Raw genomic sequence first — 21,748 nt, forward strand, 5'->3', positions numbered from 1 at the left:
ACAGCATGTTCAAGGTCACCCGCAAACAGATTTCCCTGCTCATCGCTGTGCTGCTCATCGCAGCCGGACTACTGGTGTATTTGTGCTACAACACCCATGCCCGCATTGAGCACCATACGCTGGCCGACGGCAGTCAGGTAACACTGGCTATTCCCGATGGAAAACCGACAGCATGGGTACTCCTGGCCTCAGAAGAAGGGCAGCGACTGGCAGACGATGATCTGCTGGAAATGGCCCTGGACAACGGAGTCAAACTGGTCGAGTTCACACTCCCCGCTGATGATTGTGCAGCCCAGCAACAACGCGCCCAGGCAGCGGTCGCCCTGCTTTCCGGGCACCTAACCTTGGTCGCCGGGATTGGTAAAGGCGCTGCATTTGCTTGGCGCTGGCTGGCTACCCAGAACAATGACAATGCTCAGGCACTGTCTGTGGGCTTCAGCTTGAAGCAACCAGACTGCGCACTGCCGCTGCCTTCAAAAGCCGAACATGGCCACTGGTTCGCCGCTTGGAACAATAACCCGGATGATCCCAGCGCCCGCTTTGCCCGTGACCTGAGCAATGCCCATACCAGTATCAGCGACTACGACACCACACTGCCTGAGCTCTTACAGCAACGCCTGAATGAGCTGCTGCAAGGCCAACCCGATGACATGCCTACCATCGAGATCAATAACCAGCAGACCGCCGAAACAGTCACCCTCTTCTACTCCGGTGACGGCGGTTGGCGAGACCTCGACAAAGCTGTGGCCGAAGAAATGTCAGCCCGAAATGTTCCGGTAGTCGGTGTCGATTGCCTGCGCTATTTCTGGCAGCACAAAAGCCCTGAACAAGCGGCGGCCGACCTCAGCCGGATGATGCAGTACTACCGCGAAGAATGGAGCACCAGACGCTTCGTACTGGCCGGTTTTTCCTTTGGTGCCGATGTGCTGCCTGCCATCTACAACCGTCTGCCTGTTGCGGATCAGCAACAGGTAGACGCCATACTGCTCATGGCCTTGGCGCGCAGTGGCAGCTTCCAAGTGGAAGTCAAAGGCTGGCTGGGGCAATCCGGGCAAGAAGCCCTGATCGGCCCAGAGTTGAGCAAACTACCAGCAGAAAAAGTGCTGTGCGTTTACGGCGAGGAAGAACAAACCACCAGCGGCTGTACCGAACCCACTGCCGTAGGTGAAAAACTACGCCTGCCTGGCGGACATCACTTTGATGAAAATTACCCTGCCTTGGCTGAACGACTTTTACAGGCGATTGCCCAGCGCCAATCACAAAGCACCGGACATTGATCTAACTTAACATTCAATTAAGGATGAGCAGCTAGGCTTCCCTCAAGCCCGCCGCTTCGTGTGGGATACCAAGGAAACCGTGATGACAACTCTGACGCAACATCCTGCCCGTTACAGCACGTTATCCATCAGCATGCACTGGTTGATGCTGGTGCTAATTGCTGCCGTTTATGCTTGTATTGAACTCCGGGTTAACTTTCCTAAGGGCAGTGATCCCCGCGAGCTGCTTAAGCAGTGGCACTTCATACTCGGCATGAGTGTTTTTGTGCTGGTGTGGATTCGTTTGCTGGCCCGTCTGATCGCACCGACACCTCCAGTCACACCCGCGCTTCCAGATTGGCAAGCCGTGCCTGCCAAGCTCATGCACCTTGCCCTGTACGCACTGATGATTGGCCTGCCATTGATGGGCTGGGCGGTACTTAGTGCAGCAGGCAAACCCATTCCTTTCTTCGGCTTGGATCTACCCCCACTGGTTAGCAAGAACCCGGATCTTGCAGGTAGCTTGAAGGAGTGGCACGAACTGGGAGGCGTTGTCGGGTATTGGTTGATCGGGCTGCATGCAGTGGCAGCAGTGGTCCACCACCACGTTCTGAAAGACGACACCCTGAAACGCATGTTGCCAGGTAAATAATGCAAACCACTATGAGGCTGCTGAGCCAGCCTCATGGTGCCCCCCTACTACTATTAACGACACGTCCAAGCTTGGTTGCGACAAGCGCTGACGACACTCACCGCCTCCATAACTTAAGCGTTTAAAATCGTCCAAGCGCATGCTTAGTGAACCAAGCAGGCAGTATTTCAGTGGCTTATCCGCTTGTCGTATTGCCCTGAATGCCACTTGGGCCTAACGTCTGCACCCCTTAGTTTTGTAGTCACCCTCTCAACGCGCCCGGATGTACTGGGCAGCCGTTCAAGCTCAGCGGGCTCACTGACTGTCCGTATGAGGTTCGACAAGTCATAGCGTCTACAGAACAAAGGCCTATCTAACAATCAAGGAGCCCACCGTGCCCACCGTAACCCTGCAGCAACATTGGATTGAAACCGCCAGAGGCAAACTCTTTGCCCAAAGCTGGACGCCCTCTTCAGAGCAAGGCGCGCCCATCATCCTGCTGCATGATTCACTGGGCTGCGTGACACTGTGGCGAGACTTTCCTGAACAATTAGCAGCGGCCACCGAACGTCGCGTCATCGCTTATGACCGCCTGGGGTTTGGCCAATCCGATGTTCGTGGCGGTGAAATGCCCACAACCTTCGTGCAAGATGAAGCCACCACAGACTTCAACGCGGTGCTAAACGCCTTTGATATCCAGCGTTTTGTCGCATTTGGCCACAGTGTCGGCGGCGGCATGGCCGTTGGCTGCGCAGTCGCCTACCCGAACGCGTGCGAGGCCGTGATCAGCGAGTCCGCCCAAGGCTTTTTTGAGATCAACACAAAGAACGGCATCACCCACGCCAAAAATGAATTCGCCAAACCAGGGCAAATGGATCGCCTGGCCAAATACCATGGCGACAAAGCCAATTGGGTGTTACACGCTTGGACAGGCACGTGGCTAACCGAAGCCTTTGCCAATTGGAGCTTGAAGGATCAGCTGCCCAACGTGCACTGCCCATTGCTGTGCCTGCACGGTGATCAGGACGAGTTCGGCTCAAACCGTCAGCCAGAGTTCATCTGCGCTGGCGCCGGCGGCCCGACACAAATGGTTCTGCTAGCGAACTGTGGGCACGTACCGCACCGCGAATACCCCCAGCAGGTGCTGGATGCGGTTCGCGCGTTCCTTCGCTAATTCCATCCATAGGGGGATCTGTGTTCGTCAGTTAGCCAGTGCTGTACTACAACTTACACCGACTGACTGACGATGCCGCAGCGATGTATCCATAAGGCGCTGGAAATGCCCGGCCAGCATCGCTAGAATTGCGCACTTTTTGATCAGAGGCGCACGAGCGCCCAGCATCCCCGTACGCGCCCGAGGTTCACCTGATGTCCACCCCCACCACACCTAAAGTCGGATTCGTAAGTCTTGGTTGCCCCAAGGCCCTCGTGGACTCCGAACGCATCCTCACCCAGCTGCGCATGGAAGGCTACGAAGTGGTGCCGACCTATCAGGACGCCGACGTGGTGGTGGTCAACACCTGCGGTTTTATCGACAGTGCCAAGGCTGAATCCCTTGAAGTGATCGGTGAAGCCATCGCCGAAAACGGCAAGGTGATCGTCACCGGCTGCATGGGCGTGGAAGAAGGCTCCATCCGTGAAGTGCACCCGAGCGTACTCTCCGTCAGTGGCCCGCAGCAGTACGAGCAAGTGCTGAATGCTGTACACGAAGTGGTACCGCCAAGCACCGAGCACAACCCACTGATCGACCTGGTACCCCCGCAAGGCGTCAAGCTGACCCCGCGCCACTATGCCTACCTGAAGATTTCTGAAGGCTGTAACCACAGTTGCAGCTTCTGCATCATCCCGTCCATGCGCGGCAAACTGGTCAGCCGCCCGGTGGGTGAAGTGTTGAGCGAGGCTGAGCGTCTGGTCAAAGCAGGCGTTAAAGAGCTGCTGGTGATTTCTCAGGACACCAGCGCCTACGGCGTCGACATGAAGTACAAAACTGACTTCTGGAACGGTCAGCCGGTGAAAACCCGCATGACCGAGCTGTGCGAAGCGCTGTCGAGCATGGGCGTGTGGGTACGCCTGCACTATGTTTACCCGTATCCGCACGTGGATGAACTGATCCCGCTGATGGCTGCCGGCAAAATCCTGCCGTACCTGGACATCCCGTTCCAGCACGCCAGCCCGAAAGTGCTCAAGGCCATGAAGCGCCCGGCCTTTGAAGACAAAACCCTGGCCCGTATCAAGCAGTGGCGCGAAATCTGCCCTGAGCTAACCATCCGCTCCACCTTCATCGTCGGCTTCCCCGGCGAAACCGAAGAAGACTTCCAGTACCTGCTGGACTGGCTGACCGAAGCCCAACTGGATCGCGTGGGCTGCTTCCAGTACTCGCCAGTAGACGGCGCACCGGCCAACCTGCTGGACAACCCAGTACCGGATGACGTGAAGCAAGACCGCTGGGACCGCTTTATGGCGCACCAGCAGGCCATCAGCACTGCACGCCTGCAGCTGAAAGTCGGTAAAGAAATGGAAGTGCTGATCGACGAAGTGGACGATCAGGGCGCTGTTGCCCGCTGCTACGCTGACGCTCCGGAAATCGACGGCAGCGTGTTTATCGAAACCACAGCGGTCAAACCGGGCGATAAAGTCCGTGTGCGCATCGTTGATGCCGACGAGTACGACATGTGGGCTGAGCTGATCTGATCAGCATTTCGCTCAACAAAAAACCGGCCATGTGCCGGTTTTTTTGTGTCTGCGGATTGATAGCTCCAGAGGTATTCCGGGGCATCCCAGCGAATCCCCCCTGTAGGGTGAGATAAGACCGCGCTGCGGTTTATCCACCGAGCGCCCGTGCAGCCCACCCATATCGTGAAACAGCCAAAATCCATGGTGGGTAACCTGCTGCGCAGGCTTACCGCACCCTACAATGGCCCTCACAAAGCCGCGTGATTCAGGCGCTTTCAAGCCCCAGCCGGATCACTCCAGTATCAATCGCCAGGTGCACCAGCTCAGCCTGTGAGCTGACTTGCAGCTTGCTCTTCAGCAGCGTCAGGTAGTTGGAGACGGTTTTGCTGCTGATGCACAGCTTCTCGGCAATCATCTGGCTCGGCGTACCCTTGGCCAGCATCACGAATATCTCAAACTCTCGCTGGGTCATGCCACGCAGGCGCGGATCGCTGTTGCCTTCGCTGTGCGGGTTGCACGCCAGATGCGTTGCAAGTGTCTGCTCAATGTAGGGGTGCCCGGCCAAGGTGCGATTGACCGCTTCTACCAGCACTTCCGGCGATGAGGTTTTGGTCAGGTAGCCCAGCGCCCCCGCGTCCAGTGCCTGTCGCACCAATGGCAGTTCATCGTGCATGCTGAAAAATAAAACACGCAGCTGAGGTAGCCGTTGGCGCAGACGGCGTGTGGTTTCTAAGCCACTGATGCCCGGCAATGAGATATCCATGATGACCAGGTTAGGAATCTCCTCCTGAACCATCTGCAGGGCCTGCTCGCCATCGCAAGCCTCACGCACCTGAACGTCAGGCAACAGGGCCCGCAGTAGGCTGGCATAGCCCTGACGAACGACAGCATGATCATCCACTAAAAGAATTTTCATCCAACATGCTCCTCTACCAGCAGCGTAAGTGCTAACACCCACCCAGCTCCGGGCCGGGTAATCACCTGCAATTGGGCCCCGAGGCTACGTGCCCGCTCCTGCATGGAGCGCAGGCCAATGCCCGGTTGTAATGGTTGATTGGCACCTTGGCCGTTATCGCGGATAAACAAGCGCAACCGCTTGCCCTGATACTGCAAACGCACCCGCACCTCACTGGCGTGAGAATGACGAGCAACATTGGTCAGCGCCTCTTGAATCAGACGGTACAGGTGAGCCTTGGTCGGCAGCGGCAGTCGCGGTAAGTTCTGACCTACGATCACCCGGCAGTGAATACCGGTCGCTTCTTGCCAGTTATTGCTGAGCAGCTGCAATGCCTCATCCAGCTCCAAATGCTCCAACATGACCGGATACAAATCGCGAACCAAGCCGCGAAAGCCTTCCTGCAAGCGCTGTGTATGCACCTCTAACTGCTGGGCCGTACAGCGAACTTGCTCTGGGTTGTCAGAAACAGCCCGTAGAAGGCAAACCTGAGCCCGGATTCCACTGAGGTACTGGCCCAGGTCGTCATGCAGGGTCTGCCCCAAGCGTGCGCGTTCACGCTCTTGCAGGGCCATTAGCGCGTGAGTGAGCTCGGTATTGTCCGCCTGAACCTTCTGCAAGGTGGTGGCCATTGAGTTGAAATGAGCAGCTAGGCGTCTTGCTTCAGGTACGCTGTGCACCGGTAATCGCGCGTCCAGTTGCCCTTCACTGACTTGCTGCAAGCCACGCAATAGCTCATCCAACACGCTCAGCCCTTGCTTCACCGCCCAGCGGATACTCAACAGGCTAAAGCTCAGTGCGAACAAACTCAGCCACAGAAGCTGTAACAACGAATCACAGACTTCTTCGATCTCATCCGTTGGATCGACACTGATATGCAGACGCCGGCCATCGGGCATATCAATCACCCGTGGCTTGGTATGAATATCGAAAATGTACTGACTGACCCAAGCTTCGAAGGAGGACTCATCATCGTCCTGATCGTCCCCCTGCCAATGAACCCGTATATGGCGCAGGTTGCCGATCAAGCTGGGCTGAAGGTTTTCGGGGTCACGCTGCACAGAATCGTAGAGATAGCCGACAACAGATTCGGCTGCCTGTACCTCACGCAGCACATCTTCGCGCGCCTGCCGGGTCATCAGCAGTAACGCAAAACTGGTGACCACTACAAATAGCAGGGTCACCAGCAGGTAGGTTCGTCTTAGAGCAGACACTTACTTGACCACGAAGTGGCCCAGCATGCCTTTGCTTTCAAGGCCCTTGGCGTAGAACGGAAATTTGCCCGGCTTAATCGGCACGAAGTAGATTTCAGCCTCACCTGCGTCTTCAAATTCCAGCTCGGTCAGGGTGATCAATTTAATTTCGACACCACCGGCTTCAACCTTACGCACAAAGATTGATGTGGCGAACTCAGGCGCCTGGAACGCATATTCCTTCTGCCCGGTTGAAATGATCTTCAGTTGATAGGCTTTTCCGGTCTCCAGCTGATACTCAGTCTGGGACATGCTGTAGTCACTTTCTTCACTGCCAAACACCAGATCTGGCAAAGACTCAGTGCGGCGGGTCAAATCACCTGCTGCTTGAAGCGTGTCCACTCCGATCATGCTGACAACCAGCAACACTGGGAGCATTAGAGCCTTTAAAGTACGCATTGGAAGCACCTATTTTGTTCTTGTTGGGATGCGCCCATGCTAAGCAGCCAGACCTTGGCATGTATTACTACCTTAGTACTGGCTCAGAGGTACTTTAGACAAACAGCTACGACCACGACGTCGCCTGCTACTTGACGCAAATCACCTGATGGTCAGGGAGGATTGCGCACAAATCTCCGGGAATTTTGAACACCGCATTGGGCGTGCCTGCCGCTGCCCATAGCTCATCAAACCTGAGCAAGTCTTCATCGACAAACAACTGGATAGGCTCTTTATGGCCAAACGGCGGAACACCGCCGATGGCAAACCCAGTGACCGCTTTAACAAAGCCAGCATCGGCCTTAGAAAGGGGCTCTCCCAGGATTCGCTCAATGGCCTTCTCATTAACCCGCGTTGGGCCGCTGGCCAAAACCAACACCGGACTGTTCGACTCGGTGCGAAACACCAAGGACTTGACGATCTGAGCCTTCTCACAGTTCAACGCACGCGCCGCATCGTCAGCCGTCCGGGTTGAATCCGGCAATTCCTGAACCGTCAGGTTGAGCCCCCGCTGATTGAGCATGTCCTGAAAATGTTGGGCACGTTTACTAAGTGACATATAAGAATCCCTCCGATAGTGGTCACCAGCTAATCATAAGAATTAAACGAGGTCGCAACAGCTGCAACCGCTGCAGCTTTCGCGACTTTAGTCCGAAGCCTTTAGCACTTTCAGGCCACAGACCACACAGCGCCTGGCTGCTAACGTAAACGCAGTCGCCCCTGTAGTGAGAGCCTGTAATGCGTACCTTCGCCCTGCGTTTCCCGCTTGCCCTGTTCACTGCCCTTATGACCACAACTGCCTCGGCAGCTCCTAACGATGGTGATCAGGAGCGCGTAGCACGGGAGATGATCCAAGTGCTGGAGGCCTATGCCGTTTACAAAATGGGGCAGTTCGATGAAGCCTTCGAACGCTATCAAGCACTGGCCGATGTGGGCAATCACCAAGGCATGCTCAACTTAGGCAACATGTATGCCGCCGGGCTGTGTACCCAGACCGACCTGGAGAAAGCCCTGTACTGGTACCGCAAGGCAGCCGACTCAGGTGATGCCATTGGCATGTACGAAGTTGCCCGAGCCATGGACAACGGCCTGGGCACTCCCGTCGATAAAACCACGGCGCGCCTCTGGTACACCCGCGCCGCTGAGGGTGACAACACAGAAGCCCAATGGATACTCGGCAAGTACTTGTATGAGGAAGGCCAACGCAGCGAAGGTTTGCGCTGGATACGCAGTGCAGCCCATACAGGCGGGCACACAACTGCACGGCAGTTCATCCAAGCACTGGAAGGCAACGGTAAAACACCAGCCCCCAGCGCTGACGAACTGGCCAGCGTGAAACAGCTGTTCGAGCAGATGAGCAACGCCGCTGGGCGGCGTAACGCCAGCGGCATGGTCGCTGCGCTTGAAGAGAACGCGCAGATCCATATTCGCCTGCCACAGAGCACAACCTGGCAACAACTCAAGCGCAGCGAACTGCAAACGCTGTGGCAGCAAACCTTCGATCAAGCGAAAGACTACAGCTACCAACGCGGCACGCCTGAGCTGATGAAAGTGGATGATGACATCCTCGCCTTCACCGTCATCCGTGAACAATTAAACCAAGCTGCTGCTGAGCAAACACTGGAGCTTAGCGAGCACGCCACACTGCGCATTCACAACGGCACCGCTCGCATACACCACCTGCGTCTGGATATCCGTCAGCTGAGCGACTGATACCTGTCAATCACCTGCCGCCACCACTTTGCGGCAGGTTATTAGCCCCCTTCGATTTACTACCTTAGTAGGAACCCGGCGCGACCTTGGGCATATTTCCCGACCCAGTCGGGATTCCTATGCTGGCGACACCCTGTTCAGGAGTCGTCTCATGCATTCGTTCAGCCGCTTAATGCTCTGCCTCACCACCAGCCTAGGACTGGCGATGACTGCCAGTGCTAACGAATTGCAGGTGCGCATTGGCTATCTGGCTTACACACCCGATACCGGGCCACTGCTCTCTAACGTCATTCCCGAGCCTGAGGATGCAGGCCTGCGCGGCGCCGAACTGGCCATCACAGACAGCAACAGCACCGGGCGTTTTCTCAAGCACAGCTACCAACTGGAAGTCGCGGAACACGAGGACAGCGCGGCGCTGATCGAAGCCGCACGTAAACAACATGCAGAAGGCTTGCGCTTGTTTGTTGTGAACGCACCGGCTGCCACCCTGCGAGAGTTGAGCGACGCCCTGCCCGACAGCCTGCTGATCAACGCCGGTAGCCCAGATGACAGCCTGCGTCAGCAACAATGCCTGAGCAACGTACTGCACACCCTGCCCAGCCGCGCCATGCTCACAGACGCCCTGGCGCAGTTCCTCACTGTGCGCAAATGGACTCGCTGGCTTCTGATTGTCGGACCTACTGAAGATGATCAAGCCTACGCCGCAGCCCTCAAGCGCGCCGCTAAACGCTTTGGCCACACCATCGTTGCAGAAAAAGCCTGGAGCTTTGATAACGACCAACGTCGTAGCGCCCAGTCGGAAATGCCGCTGTTCACTCAAACCGATGAGTACGACGTGGTGCTGGTGGCTGATGAACGCGGTGACTTCGGTGAGTATGTGCCTTATCAAACCTGGTACCCGCGCCCTGTTGCCGGCACTCAGGGCCTGACCCCGACCGGCTGGCACAAAACCGTAGAAACCTACGGCGCAGCCCAACTGCAAAAGCGCTTTGAAGCCCATGCCAAACGCTGGATGAATGACCGCGACTTCGCCGCTTGGATTGGTGTGCGCAGCCTCGCCAGCGCCGTGACCAAGCTGCGTACAACAGACGTAGCCGCCATCCGCACACTGTCTTTGAGCAACGACCTGCCGCTGGATGGCTTCAAAGGCCGCAAATTGAATTTCCGCAGCTGGAACGGCCAGTTGCGCCAGCCCATTCCAGTCGTACATCCCCGTGCACTGGTGACCACTTCACCGCAAGACGGCTTCCTGCACCCAACCAGTGAACTGGACAGCCTCGGCTTTGATCAGCCGGAAGTGACCTGCAACCTGGCCGAACAGGCCTGAACACCTGCCTCTGCACATTGCGTCAATTCGCAATGTGCAGCCCCTACTAGAACAAGAGGATAAACCCCATGCGCCTGACAACCCTCGCACTGAGCATCGGCCTGACCTTGGCCAGCAGTGCCACTCTGGCTGCCACCGCCTACGTTTCCAATGAGAAGGATGACAGCATCACCGTCATCGACATGGACAAGATGGAAGTCACCGAGACCATCCCGGTCGGCCAGCGCCCCCGCGGCCTGCTGCTGTCCAGCGACAACAAGCTGCTGTACATCTGCGCCAGTGACTCCGACCGCGTGCAGGTGATGGATCTGGCCACCCGCAAGATCATCAAAGAACTACCGTCCGGCGCCGACCCAGAGCAGTTTGCCCTGCACCCGAATGACCGCTGGCTGTACATCTCCAACGAAGACGATGCCCTGGCCACCGTGGTCGACACCCAGACTGACGAAGTCCTGGCGCAGATCGATGTGGGCGTGGAGCCCGAAGGCATGGCCGTCAGCCCGGATGGCAAATGGGCGGTGAACACCAGCGAAACCACCAACATGCTGCACTGGATCGACACCAGCACCCAGCAACTGGTGGATAACACCTTGGTTGACCAACGCCCGCGCCATGTTGAATTTGATCTGGACGGCAAGCGTCTGTGGGCCTCCGCAGAAATCGGCGGCACGGTCAGCATCATCGACGTGGCCAGCCGTCAGATCGAAAAAGTCATGACCTTCGCCATCAAAGGCGTACACCCGGACAAAGTTCAGCCGGTGGGCGTCAAACTGAGCAAAGACGGCAAATACGCATTCGTCGCCCTCGGCCCAGCCAACCACGTGGCAGTGGTCGATGCCAAAACCTACGAGGTTCTTGACTACCTCCTGGTTGGCCGTCGCGTCTGGCACATGGCGTTCACCCCGGACCAGAAGCACCTGCTGACCACCAATGGCGTGAGCAGTGACGTCTCGGTGATTGATGTCGCCTCGCTGAAAGTGATCAAGTCGATCAAAGTCGGGCGCTATCCATGGGGCGTGGTTGTCACCCCATGATGGCACTGGAGCTGGATAACATCCGCTTCGCCTACGGCCCACGCCTTGCTCTGCAAGACGTGGGTTTCAGCGTTGCGCCCGGTACTTTCGCCGCCCTGCTGGGCCCCAACGGCGCGGGTAAATCCACGCTTATCGCCCTGCTCACCCGCCTCTACGACCTGCAACAGGGCGAGATTCGGGTGATGGGCCACAGCCTGCGTAAACAGCCGCGTCAGGCGTTGGCACAGCTGGGGGTGGTGTTCCAACAAAGCACGTTGGATCTGGATTTAAGCGTCGAACAGAACCTGCACTACCACGCAGCCCTGCACGGCATCGGCCGCAAAGCGGCGCAGATTCGCATTGATGAAGAGCTTGAGCGCCAGCACCTGAGCGAACGGCGTAAAGACAAAGTGCGCGACCTCAACGGCGGCCACCGTCGCCGCGTTGAAATCGCCCGCGCCCTGCTACACCGCCCGCAACTGTTGCTGTTGGATGAAGCCAGCGTCGGCCTCGACCCGGCCAGCCGTTTAGCGCTCAACCAGCACGTGCGTCAACTGTGCAGCGACAGCGGCCTTGCCGTGCTGTGGACCACTCACCTGCTGGATGAAATCCACGACAGCGACGCGCTGTTCCTGCTCAACCGCAGCCGACTGGTTGCGCAAGGCACCGTGCAAAGCATCCGCGTGGATGGGGAGAGCGACTTGGCCGCCAGCTTCGCCCGCCTGACCGCAAACCCCGAAGCGGGCGCACGATGATTTTCGGAGTGTTGTAATGAATGCCTACTGGTATTGCCTCAAAGGCATCGTGCTGCGCGAATGGCTGCGCTTCGTTCTGCAACGCAGCCGCTTTCTCAGCGCACTGGTGCGACCATTACTGTGGCTGCTGGTGTTTGCCGCCGGTTTCCGTGCCGCGCTGGGGATCGCCATTATCGCCCCGTATGACACCTACATCACCTATGAGACTTACATCGTGCCGGGCCTGGCCTGCATGATCTTGCTGTTCAACGGCATGCAAGGCTCGCTGTCCATGGTCTACGACCGGGAAATGGGCAGCATGCGCGTGCTGCTCACAAGCCCGCTGCCCAGAGCGTTTCTGCTGGCCGCCAAACTGCTGGCCATCGCCCTGATCTCGCTGTTACAGGTCTACGCCTTCCTCGGTATCGCCTGGCTGTATGGCGTGCAACCACCCGCCTGGGGCCTGCTGGCTGCTTTGCCTGCGCTGTTGCTAGTCGCCCTTTTGCTCAGCGCACTGGGCCTGTTGCTGTCCAACGGCATCCGCCAGTTGGAGAACTTTGCCGGGGTGATGAACTTCGTCATCTTCCCTATGTTCTTCCTCTCCTCTGCGCTGTACCCGCTGTGGAAGATGAAGGAAGCCAGCGAATGGCTGTACTGGCTGTGCTCCATTAATCCCTTCACCCACGCCACTGAACTGGTGCGCTTCGCCCTCTATGAGCGGGTAAATGGCCTGGCACTGGGGATTTGCGTGGGACTGACGCTGCTGTTCGCTACATTGGCGGTGCTGACGTTTAACCCGCAACATGCGGCGCTGAGAAAGGGCTCGTAGGTTCTGTACGAAAAAGTCCAGGCAACACATCCCTGGCATGACAAAACTGCGATCAACGCGGTACGGTGCAGCGCTTACAAAAGGAGGTTGTATGGCGCTGCACTTCTGTTTACCGACGGCTGAACTCGACACATCCACACTCAACGCTCCCACGCACTTATTGCGCTCAAGCCATACGCTTGCCATTCACCTGTTCTGGAGCGCGCAATGACTCATCCCAATACACCACTGCTGTCCCTACAATTCCGCCTCGTTCTGCCAATGCTCTGCCTGGCATTCGGCTATGGGCTTGGCTTCATTCAACCGACTGGGTTAGCACTGGCGGTGTTGCTCAGCGCTCTACTCTTACTGGGTGAGAAATCCCTGCCGACGGGTGTTTGGTGGCTGCTGGCTTTGCTCGGCTGCGCAGCGTTGGTATTTCATTTGCTACCGGGGTTTGGCAGCACCACGCTCTGGCCTGCACGCCAACTCAGTGATGATGCGCCGCCTTATAGCCTTAGGTTTGGCTGGGGCAAACTAACCGCTGGAATAATCCTGCTGGCCTGGTGGCTAGGCCAACCCCGCAAAACGCTGAGTAATCCTAAACAAACCGCCTTGGTCGCCCTCACCACTTTAATTGCAGTGCCCCTACTTGCACTGGGCACCGGCTTGGTCGGCTGGCAGCCCAAGTGGCCGGAAGGCTTAGGCTTGTGGCTGCTGGTAAATTTAGGCGTGGTATCACTGGCTGAGGAATTGCTCTTCCGTGGCCTGCTACAAACCCAATTGGTGCGCTGGCTCGGCGCTTGGACGGGCATCGGCATCAGCACGGCTATTTTTGCAGCCGTCCACCTACCCTTCAGCCCCCTCTTCGCCTTGCTCGCCGGCGTTGCCGGGCTGGGTTACGGCTTGGTGTACCACTTCAGCGGCCGTATCAGCCTGGCGATAGCCCTGCATCTGGCAGTAAATACTCTGCACATCTTGCTGCTGAGCTATCCGCTGCGGTTGCCGGTGTACTAAAAACATTACAAGAAAAGTAAGGCGACTCAACGAAACCAAGCGGTCGCATTCTTAGGAGCAGGCAAAATTGAGTTCAAGTCAGAGATTTTTAAAAGTTTTTACCCACAAAACAATCCTAATTATAAAACCGACCAAAAAAACTGAAAATATGTACCCTCAACGCACCCAAACAGAACATTCGAACCAATCAAACACAAAATAAGAATTTCAAGCAACCGCACACACTAACACCAACAAAAACTGGCGTATTACATGAACCATCACAAGAATCGACTGATTTGCTTTTTGGATGTGCTTGGTTACTCATCCATGATCGAAAAACTTGGCATCGAAGAAATTTACAAAAGATACTCAAACTTTATTGACATCGCCAGAGATGAGGTCTTCTTCGGAAAGCCCATGAACTATGAAGGACCAAGCACCAACTTTGAAATTTCAGAAATTGCATCGGACTCCATACTACTAATCTCTCACGACACAAATGACACTGTATCCAATTGCAACTTTGTAGGAGCAATCCATTTATTCTTAGAACTAGGTTTAGCGAAAGGATTCATGTTTCGCGGCGCAATATCCCGGGGAGACATAATTTATGACGCCGATAGAAGAATATCCTTAAGCAGGGAATTTAACAAACTGGCGAAGTTCGAGCCACGCATGAATGCACCAATGTGCGTAATCTTAGATGAAGCAAAGGAAATAATACTTGAATCACTACTCGGTGAGAGCGCATTAACTGCTGGCGTGGCCATCTCAAAATCTTTGCCAGTAGTAAAATGGGCCGTCCCAATGAAAAGCAATTGCGAAATGAATCTATGGTGCATCAACTACACCTACTTCAGCAGCCAAATTGAAATATCTGCAGCGATAGAATACCTATCAGGTGACACAGAAAAACAAAACAACTTTATTAACTATCTTGAATACCTAAAACCACTACCCGAAGAAATACTAATACCAATAAGCCAAGAAAATAATAGAACCTTCATGAAAATAATGAAAACTAGGAGCGGCGCACGGGTAGCTCTAACAGATGACAATGGAGTTATACAAAGGCTAAATCAATTGAGCTTTCCAAAAACCTTCATTGAGCCACCTGAAAAAGTAAAAATAACCTTTGACCCTGAAACCAAAAAGATCGACTTCAGAGCAGAAGGATCGTGGTACTAACTATATAAGCCACTCTCCCAAAATACGCCCCCCGTATAACGCGAGGGACTTAACTCGTAATACCAGTTAGCCCTGAAGACTAATACACCTAAATGGCCGGACACTATCTAACGAGATCGACTCACCCCTCTTTCAACACCATATGCAGCGCCTCTTCCGCCAACTGATCCAACGGCATTGGGCCTTCGGGGCGGAACCAGGTGGTGGTCCAGCTCAGGGCGCCCATCAATAAGCGACGCAGGATGAAGGGGTCGGCTTTAACAAAGCCGGCTTCTTTGGCTTCGGTGAGGACTTGAAGCCAGAGCTGTTCGTACTGGTCGCGCAGTTTGAGGATAAAGGCCTGGCCTTCTTCTGACAGGGAGCGCCATTCGTAGACCAGCACGGCCATGGCCTCGCCGGTGCCGCCCATGATGGATTGCAGTTCGCAGCGGATCAGCGCCAGTACGCGACCACGCAGATCAGTGGCTTCGGCGAGTGCGGCGTGCATCAGGGCGGTGTTGTAGCGGACGGTTTCTTCCATCACCGAGCGGAGGATTTCGTCCTTGCTTTTAAAGTGGTGGAAGATGCTGCCGGACTGAATCCCCACTGCACTGGCCAGATCGCGCACGGTGGTGCGTTCGTAGCCTTTGCTGCGGAACAGGTGCGCGGCGGTTTGCAACAGCTTGCCACGGGCACTCTCCGGATCAGTTATCTGCCCGCTGCTGACCAGTTCATGCAATACGGCCTGGGCTTTCTGTTCATCCACTTCTTTGTTCTCCAACAACCTGATAAGCCAGCTACGCATCGTGTAAACCGGCCGCAAGTGCCCGAGTGCCGTGCCATTGAACTGACATAAACGCAATTGGGGGGGAATTTATGCGCTACCGACCAACCAAGCAAGCGCTTGGCACAATTTTCACAAAGAAACACAAACAGGGTCTTTTCAACCAAGCGCTTGCTTGGTAGCCTTCATTTCACCCTATTCCTGTGTTGCGGGCTATTCCAATGACAAAAACAGTACGCATCGGCTGCGCTTCCGCCTTCTGGGGCGACACCTCCACTGCTGCTGCCCAACTGGTACGCGGTGCCACTATTGATTATCTGGTTTTCGACTATCTGGCCGAGATCACCATGTCGATCATGGCGGGCGCCAAGATGAAGAAGCCGGACGAAGGCTATGCCAAAGACTTCGTCGAAGTACTGGCCCCGCTGTTGGGTGAGATCGCCGAGAAAAAAATCCGCGTGATCAGCAACGCCGGTGGGGTTAACCCGACGGCTTGCGCCGCCGCCATGGCCGCAGCCTGCGAGAAAGCTGGTGTCAGCCTGAAGATTGCTGTGCTGCACGGCGACAACCTGCAACCTAAGCTGGGCGAATTGGCCAAGGCCGGTACTAAAGAGATGTTCAACGGCAACCCGCTGCCGCCCTTCTGCGTTTCCATGAACGCTTACCTCGGCGCGCCGGGCATTACAGCCGCCTTGGAACAAGGTGCAGATATTGTGATCACCGGCCGCGTGGTCGACAGCGCAGTCGTCAGCGGCGCCATGGTGCATGAGTTCGGCTGGGACTGGAGCGACTTCGACAAGTTGGCGCAAGCCGCGCTCGCGGGTCACTTGGTTGAGTGTGGTGCCCAAAGCACCGGGGGCAACTTCACCGACTGGCGCGATGTGCCGGATTACGAGCACATCGGCTTCCCGATTATTGAGGCCAGCGCAGACGGCAGCTTCACCATCAGCAAGCCGGAAGGCACTGGCGGTCTGGTCACGCCGTTCACCGTGGGCGAGCAGATGCTCTATGAAATCGGCAACCCACGCGCTTACCTGCTGCCGGACGTGATTTGCGATTTCAGCGAAGTAAAGCTGGAGCAAGTCACCGAAAACGTGGTGTCGGTTAAAGGCGCCAAAGGCCTGCCACCGACTGATCAGTACAAAGTCAGCGCCACTCACCCGGATGGCTTCCGCTGCACTGCCAGCTGCTTGCTGGCCGGTATCGACGCCGTGGCCAAGGCCGAGCGCGTGAGCCAGGCGATCATCAATAAGACTCAGGAAATGTTCATCGAGCGCGGCTGGGGCCCTTACCGCGATGTGAATATTGAGCTGCTGGGCACCGAGGCCACTTACGGCCCACAAGGCCAGCGCAAAGACACCCGCGAAGTGATCGTGAAACTGGCCGTCAGCCACGCCAAGAAGGAAGCACTGGTGCTGTTCTCCCGCGAGATCGCCCAAGCCTCGACCGGTATGGCTCCGGGCCTGACCGGCATCGTCGGCGGCCGCCCGACGGTTTACCCGATCATCCGCCTGTTCTCTTTCCTCGCCGACAAGAGCGCGTGCAACCTGGAAGTGGAAATCAACGGCGAGCGCACACCGGTTAGCCTGCCTGAACTCCCTGCCTACAACGCTGAGCTGATCGGCGCTGATGTGGCCGTCGCCCAACCGCAGGGCCAGGGCGAAGTCACTGTACCGCTGGTGAAACTGGCCGTGGCCCGTTCGGGTGACAAAGGCAACCACAGCAACATCGGTGTGATGGCCCGTAAAGCCGAGTACCTGCCTTGGATTGCTGCGGCGCTGACTGAAGGTGCGGTGGCCGACTGGATGGGCCACACCTTGGAAGGCGACAAGAGCAAAGTCAGCCGCTGGCATTTGCCGGGCACTAACAGCCTGAACTTCCTGCTGGAAAATGCACTGGGCGGCGGTGGTGTTGCCTCTCTACGCATCGACCCACAAGGCAAGGCCTTTGCTCAGCAACTGCTGGAGTTTCCGGTATCCGTACCGAAGGCGTTGGCTGAATCGTTGTAGGGCTTGAGATGGTCACGGTGGATCGGTGAAGCGCGGGCTACGCGCCCCGATCCACCCTACGGGACTGGCGAACACTGTGTAGGGTGGATGGCGCTTTATTCATCCACCAGCTTCTGGCAGAAGGCACCACAAGACTTCTGCCTTATGAATAGGACAAAAACAACAATGGCATATGACTCAGTCTTCAAGCCCGGCCTGTTCAGCGGTCAGACCATCGTGGTCACCGGTGGCGGCAGTGGCATTGGTCGCTGCGTAGCCCATGAGCTGGCCCATCTGGGTGCCCATGTGGTGCTGGTAGGACGCAAACTGGAGAAGCTGGAAAAGACCGCAGCGGAGATTCGTGAAGACGGCGGCGAAGTCAGCTTCCACGCCTGCGACATCCGTGATGAAGAAGCGGTCAAGGCTATGGTCAAGGCGATCATCGCTGAGCGCGGGCAGATTCATCATCTGGTCAATAACGCCGGCGGCCAGTTCCCTGCCCCTCTGATTGGCATCAACCAGAAAGGCTTTGAGGCCGTGGTACGGACCAATCTGGTGGGTGGCTTCCTCATTGCTAAAGAAGTGTTTATGCAAAGCATGAGCAAGCATGGCGGCAGCATCGTCAACATGCTGGCTGATATGTGGGGTGGCATGCCGGGCATGGGCCACTCTGGTGCAGCCCGTGCCGGTATGGAGAACTTCACCAAGACTGCCGCGTACGAGTGGGGCCATGCCGGTGTGCGGGTCAACGCCGTGGCGCCGGGCTGGGTGGCCTCAAGTGGCATGGACACTTACCCGGAGTCGATGAAAACCATGATCCGTAACCTGAAGGATCACGTGCCGCTGCAACGCATTGGTACCGAATCCGAGATTGCTGCGGCCATCGTCTTCTTGCTCTCCCCTGGCGCCAACTTCATCAGCGGTAACACCATCCGCATTGATGGCGCCGCCAGCCAGGGCACCCGCGCCTGGACCCTCGGCAAAGCGAGGAACAGCGAGTCCTATAACGGTTTCCACCGGGCCTATTTGCCTGAAGTGTTCAAGGAGTAAATCTGATGCCAGTTATCCAGTCGGAAATTGACGTTCACGGCGAAGGGTTCGCCCAGAACCGTGAAGCCATGCTCGCTGCCATCCAGAGCTTCCGTGAAGTCGAACAAAAGGTGTTGGATAAGGCCAATGAAGCCAAAGCCAAATTCGAGCGCCGTGGCCAGCTGTTGCCCCGCGAACGCCTGAACCTGCTGCTCGATCCGGGCGCGCCGTTCCTTGAGCTGTCCTCCCTGGCCGGTTACAAGCTGCACGATGACAAAGACGGCAGCATGGCCGGTGGCGGCATCATCGCTGGTATTGGCTACATCTCAGGCGTGCGCTGCCTGGTGCTGGCCAACAACAGCGCCATCAAGGGCGGCACCATTTCGCCAACTGGCCTGAAGAAATCCCTGCGCCTGCAACAGGTCGCCTTTGAAAACAAACTGCCGGTGGTGACGCTGGCCGAGTCCGGCGGTGCCAACCTGAACTACGCGGCGGACATCTTCGTTGAAGGTGCTCGCGGCTTCGCCAACCAAGCGCGTATGTCGGCCATGGGCCTGCCGCAAATCACCGTGGTGCACGGTTCCAGCACCGCCGGTGGCGCATACCAACCAGGCCTTTCAGACTACGTTGTGGTGGTGCGCGGCAAGGCCAAGATGTTCCTCGCTGGCCCGCCTCTGCTGAAGGCTGCTACAGGTGAGATCGCCACCGATGAACAACTGGGCGGCGCCGAGATGCACGCCCAAGTGGCCGGTACCGCTGAATACCTGGCTGAGAACGATGCCGATGGCGTGCGCCTGGCCCGCGAAATTCTCGGCATGCTGCCGTGGAATGCCCAGCTCCCCGCCCGCCCGCAAAAGACCTGGCGCGAGCCGCTGTATCCGGCTGAAGAGCTGCTGGGCATCGTGCCCAACGACGCAAAAAAGCCCTACGACGTGCGCGAAATCATCGCCCGCATCGCTGACGGCTCCGAGTTCCTCGACTTTAAAAACGAGTTCGACAGCCAGACCGTGTGCGGACACCTTGCCATTGAAGGCCAGCCCTGCGGCTTTATCGGCAACAACGGCCCGATCACGCCGCGTGGTGCGGCTAAGGCGGCTCAATTCATCCAACTGTGCGAACAGAGCAATACGCCGATTCTGTTCTTCCACAACACCACCGGCTTTATGGTCGGCACCGAGTCTGAGCAGAACGGTGTGATTAAGCACGGCTCGAAGATGATCCAGGCGGTGGCCAATGCCACCGTGCCGAAGCTGACCATCGTTGTCGGCGGCTCTTACGGTGCCGGTAACTACGCCATGTGCGGCCGTGGCCTGGACCCGCGCTTTATCTTCGCCTGGCCGAACAGCCGTACCGCCGTTATGGGTGGCGCACAGGCCGGTAAGGTGCTGCGTATCGTCACTGAAGACAAACACGCAAAAGAAGGCAAAGAAGCCGACCCGAAAATGCTCGACATGCTGGAGCAAGTGACTGCGCAGAAGCTCGACAGCCAGTCCACCGCGCTGTACGGCACCGCCAGCTTGTGGGATGACGGCCTGATCGACCCACGTGACACGCGCAAGCTGCTGGGTTTCTTGCTCGACATTTGCGAAGAGGCGCGTATCCGCCCATTGAAGTCCAACACATTTGGTGTGGCCCGCCTGTAATCGAGCCGCAGTCCTGAACTGACACTTTTTGAAAGAAGGAATAACAACGATGAACTTCACTCAAGAACACGAAGAACTGCGCCGCACGGTGAAAAACTTTGTCGACAAGGAGATCAACCCCTACGTCGAAGAGTGGGAAATAGACGGCCATTTCCCGATGCGTGAAATTTTCAAAAAGGCCGGTGATCTGGGCTTGCTGGGTATCTCCAAGCCGGAAAAATTCGGCGGCATGGGCCTGGATTACAGCTACTCGGTGGTAGCTGCTGAAGAATTCGGTACCGCCCATTGCGGCGGCGTACCACTGGCCATCGGCGTGCAGACTGACATGTGCACCCCGGCGCTGGCCCGTTTCGGCTCCGATGCCCTGCGTGAGGAGTTCCTGGCCCCGTCCATTGCGGGTGACTACATTGGCTGCATTGGTGTCTCCGAAGTCGGCGCAGGCTCCGACGTGGCCGGCCTGAAAACCACCGCACGCAAAGACGGTGATGACTACATCATCAACGGCGCGAAAATGTGGATCACCAACAGCCCGCAAGCCGACTTTATCTGCCTGCTGGCCAACACCAGTGACGACAAGCCCCACGTCAACAAATCCCTGATCGTGGTGCCGATGAACACGCCGGGCATCACCCTCAGCCAGCACATCGAAAAGCTCGGCATGCGTTCCTCCGAGACAGCTCAAGTGTTCTTCGATGACGTGCGCGTGCCGCAGCGCAACCGCATCGGCCACGAAGGCGCTGGCTTCATGATGCAGATGCTGCAGTTTCAGGAAGAGCGTCTGTTCGGTGCTGCCAACATCATCAAAGGCCTGGAGTATTGCGTTGACCAGACCATTGAATACACCCGTCAGCGCCACACTTTCGGCCAACCGGTAATCGACAACCAGTATGTGCACTTCCGCCTGGCTGAGCTGCAAACTGAAATCGAAGCCCTTCGCGCGCTGGTGTACCAAGCCACCGAGCTGTACATCAAAGGCCGCGACGTGACCAAGCTGGCCTCCATGGCCAAGCTCAAAGCGGGTCGTCTGGGCCGTGAAGTGACCGACAGCTGCCTGCAATTCTGGGGTGGCATGGGTTACACCTGGGACAACCCGATTTCCCGCGCTTACCGCGACGTGCGTCTGGTGTCCATCGGCGGCGGTGCGGACGAAATCATGCTCGGCATCATCTGCAAAATGATGGGCACCCTACCCGGCAAGAAGAAAGGCTAAGGCGCTGAACGTAGGGTGGATCGCGCTTCACCGATCCACCATTGAGATCGCACGGTGGATGTAAAAAGCGACATCCACCCTACCGGGGTAACCGGCGCTCTGGTGGATACAGACTGTAGGGTGGATC

General features: G+C 56.9%; 20 protein-coding genes. 15 read left to right on the forward strand and 5 right to left on the reverse strand.

Going from position 1 to position 21,748, the window contains the following annotated elements; genetic code table 11:
- Positions 1-5: 5 nt before the first annotated feature.
- From WG219_12665 to rimO, 4 genes are all read left to right on the forward strand, one after another.
- Positions 6-1,277 carry an AcvB/VirJ family lysyl-phosphatidylglycerol hydrolase gene (locus WG219_12665; protein WXL24190.1) on the forward strand — a complete coding sequence of 424 codons (1,272 nt, stop codon included), beginning with the start codon at positions 6-8 and terminating at the stop codon, positions 1,275-1,277.
- 82 nt (positions 1,278-1,359) lie between these two features.
- A complete protein-coding gene (locus tag WG219_12670; protein WXL24191.1) occupies positions 1,360-1,908 on the forward strand; it encodes a cytochrome b in 549 nt (182 codons plus the stop codon).
- Positions 1,909-2,281: 373 nt separating this feature from the next.
- The gene (locus WG219_12675) at positions 2,282-3,061 is read left to right on the forward strand and encodes an alpha/beta hydrolase (protein WXL24192.1); all 780 of its coding nucleotides are present in this window, start codon (positions 2,282-2,284) and stop codon (positions 3,059-3,061) included.
- A 194-nt stretch (positions 3,062-3,255) separates the two neighbouring features.
- Entirely contained in the window at positions 3,256-4,578 is a 1,323-nt protein-coding gene (rimO, locus tag WG219_12680; protein ID WXL24193.1) for a 30S ribosomal protein S12 methylthiotransferase RimO, read from the forward strand.
- 247 nt (positions 4,579-4,825) lie between these two features.
- Here rimO and WG219_12685 read toward each other — a convergent pair whose 3' ends face one another.
- The 4 genes from WG219_12685 to WG219_12700 form a co-directional block, all read right to left on the reverse strand.
- Positions 4,826-5,476 carry a response regulator transcription factor gene (locus WG219_12685; protein WXL24194.1) on the reverse strand — a complete coding sequence of 217 codons (651 nt, stop codon included), beginning with the start codon at positions 5,474-5,476 and terminating at the stop codon, positions 4,826-4,828.
- Entirely contained in the window at positions 5,473-6,729 is a 1,257-nt protein-coding gene (locus WG219_12690; protein ID WXL24195.1) for a histidine kinase, read from the reverse strand. The genes WG219_12685 and WG219_12690 overlap by 4 nt, the downstream gene beginning before the upstream one ends.
- Positions 6,730-7,167 (reverse strand): copper-binding protein, encoded by a 438-nt coding sequence (locus tag WG219_12695; protein ID WXL24196.1) that lies wholly within the window; start codon positions 7,165-7,167, stop codon positions 6,730-6,732.
- 127 nt (positions 7,168-7,294) lie between these two features.
- Positions 7,295-7,765, reverse strand: a complete 471-nt coding sequence (locus WG219_12700) for a YbaK/EbsC family protein (protein ID WXL24197.1) — start codon at positions 7,763-7,765, stop codon at positions 7,295-7,297.
- 179 nt (positions 7,766-7,944) lie between these two features.
- Here WG219_12700 and WG219_12705 point away from each other — a divergent pair, with 179 nt between their 5' ends.
- The 7 genes from WG219_12705 (at position 7,945) to WG219_12735 (ending at position 14,988) form a co-directional block, all read left to right on the forward strand.
- Positions 7,945-8,919 carry a tetratricopeptide repeat protein gene (locus WG219_12705; GenBank protein WXL24198.1) on the forward strand — a complete coding sequence of 325 codons (975 nt, stop codon included), beginning with the start codon at positions 7,945-7,947 and terminating at the stop codon, positions 8,917-8,919.
- Positions 8,920-9,070: 151 nt separating this feature from the next.
- The gene (locus tag WG219_12710; protein ID WXL24199.1) at positions 9,071-10,246 is read left to right on the forward strand and encodes an ABC transporter substrate-binding protein; all 1,176 of its coding nucleotides are present in this window, start codon (positions 9,071-9,073) and stop codon (positions 10,244-10,246) included.
- A 68-nt stretch (positions 10,247-10,314) separates the two neighbouring features.
- Positions 10,315-11,280, forward strand: a complete 966-nt coding sequence (locus WG219_12715; protein ID WXL24200.1) for a YVTN family beta-propeller repeat protein — start codon at positions 10,315-10,317, stop codon at positions 11,278-11,280.
- A complete protein-coding gene (locus tag WG219_12720) occupies positions 11,277-12,014 on the forward strand; it encodes an ABC transporter ATP-binding protein (GenBank protein WXL24201.1) in 738 nt (245 codons plus the stop codon). Before WG219_12715 ends, WG219_12720 begins: the two co-directional genes overlap by 4 nt.
- A 16-nt stretch (positions 12,015-12,030) precedes the next feature.
- Positions 12,031-12,822: an ABC transporter permease gene (locus WG219_12725; protein WXL24202.1), complete on the forward strand. Its 792-nt coding sequence runs from the start codon at positions 12,031-12,033 to the stop codon at positions 12,820-12,822.
- A 231-nt stretch (positions 12,823-13,053) separates the two neighbouring features.
- On the forward strand, positions 13,054-13,818 hold the full coding sequence (locus tag WG219_12730) for a CPBP family intramembrane glutamic endopeptidase (GenBank protein WXL28004.1): 765 nt from the start codon (positions 13,054-13,056) through the stop codon (positions 13,816-13,818).
- Between the two features lie 309 nt (positions 13,819-14,127).
- Positions 14,128-14,988 carry a hypothetical protein gene (locus WG219_12735; protein ID WXL24203.1) on the forward strand — a complete coding sequence of 287 codons (861 nt, stop codon included), beginning with the start codon at positions 14,128-14,130 and terminating at the stop codon, positions 14,986-14,988.
- Between the two features lie 121 nt (positions 14,989-15,109).
- Here WG219_12735 and WG219_12740 read toward each other — a convergent pair whose 3' ends face one another.
- Positions 15,110-15,733 (reverse strand): TetR/AcrR family transcriptional regulator, encoded by a 624-nt coding sequence (locus WG219_12740; protein WXL28005.1) that lies wholly within the window; start codon positions 15,731-15,733, stop codon positions 15,110-15,112.
- Positions 15,734-15,972: 239 nt separating this feature from the next.
- On the opposite strand from WG219_12740, the gene WG219_12745 reads away from it, so the two are divergent.
- The 4 genes from WG219_12745 (at position 15,973) to atuD (ending at position 21,621) form a co-directional block, all read left to right on the forward strand.
- Positions 15,973-17,760, forward strand: coding sequence for an acyclic terpene utilization AtuA family protein (locus WG219_12745; protein ID WXL24204.1), 1,788 nt, complete (start codon positions 15,973-15,975; stop codon positions 17,758-17,760).
- Between the two features lie 165 nt (positions 17,761-17,925).
- Positions 17,926-18,789, forward strand: coding sequence for an SDR family oxidoreductase (locus tag WG219_12750; protein ID WXL24205.1), 864 nt, complete (start codon positions 17,926-17,928; stop codon positions 18,787-18,789).
- Positions 18,790-18,794: 5 nt separating this feature from the next.
- On the forward strand, positions 18,795-20,411 hold the full coding sequence (gene atuC / locus WG219_12755) for a geranyl-CoA carboxylase subunit beta (GenBank protein WXL24206.1): 1,617 nt from the start codon (positions 18,795-18,797) through the stop codon (positions 20,409-20,411).
- Positions 20,412-20,460: 49 nt separating this feature from the next.
- Positions 20,461-21,621 (forward strand): citronellyl-CoA dehydrogenase, encoded by a 1,161-nt coding sequence (gene atuD / locus WG219_12760; protein ID WXL24207.1) that lies wholly within the window; start codon positions 20,461-20,463, stop codon positions 21,619-21,621.
- The last annotated feature ends 127 nt before the right edge of the window (positions 21,622-21,748 follow it).

The organism is Pseudomonas mendocina (genome assembly GCA_037482215.1).
Taxonomy (GTDB): domain Bacteria; phylum Pseudomonadota; class Gammaproteobacteria; order Pseudomonadales; family Pseudomonadaceae; genus Aquipseudomonas; species Aquipseudomonas mendocina_E.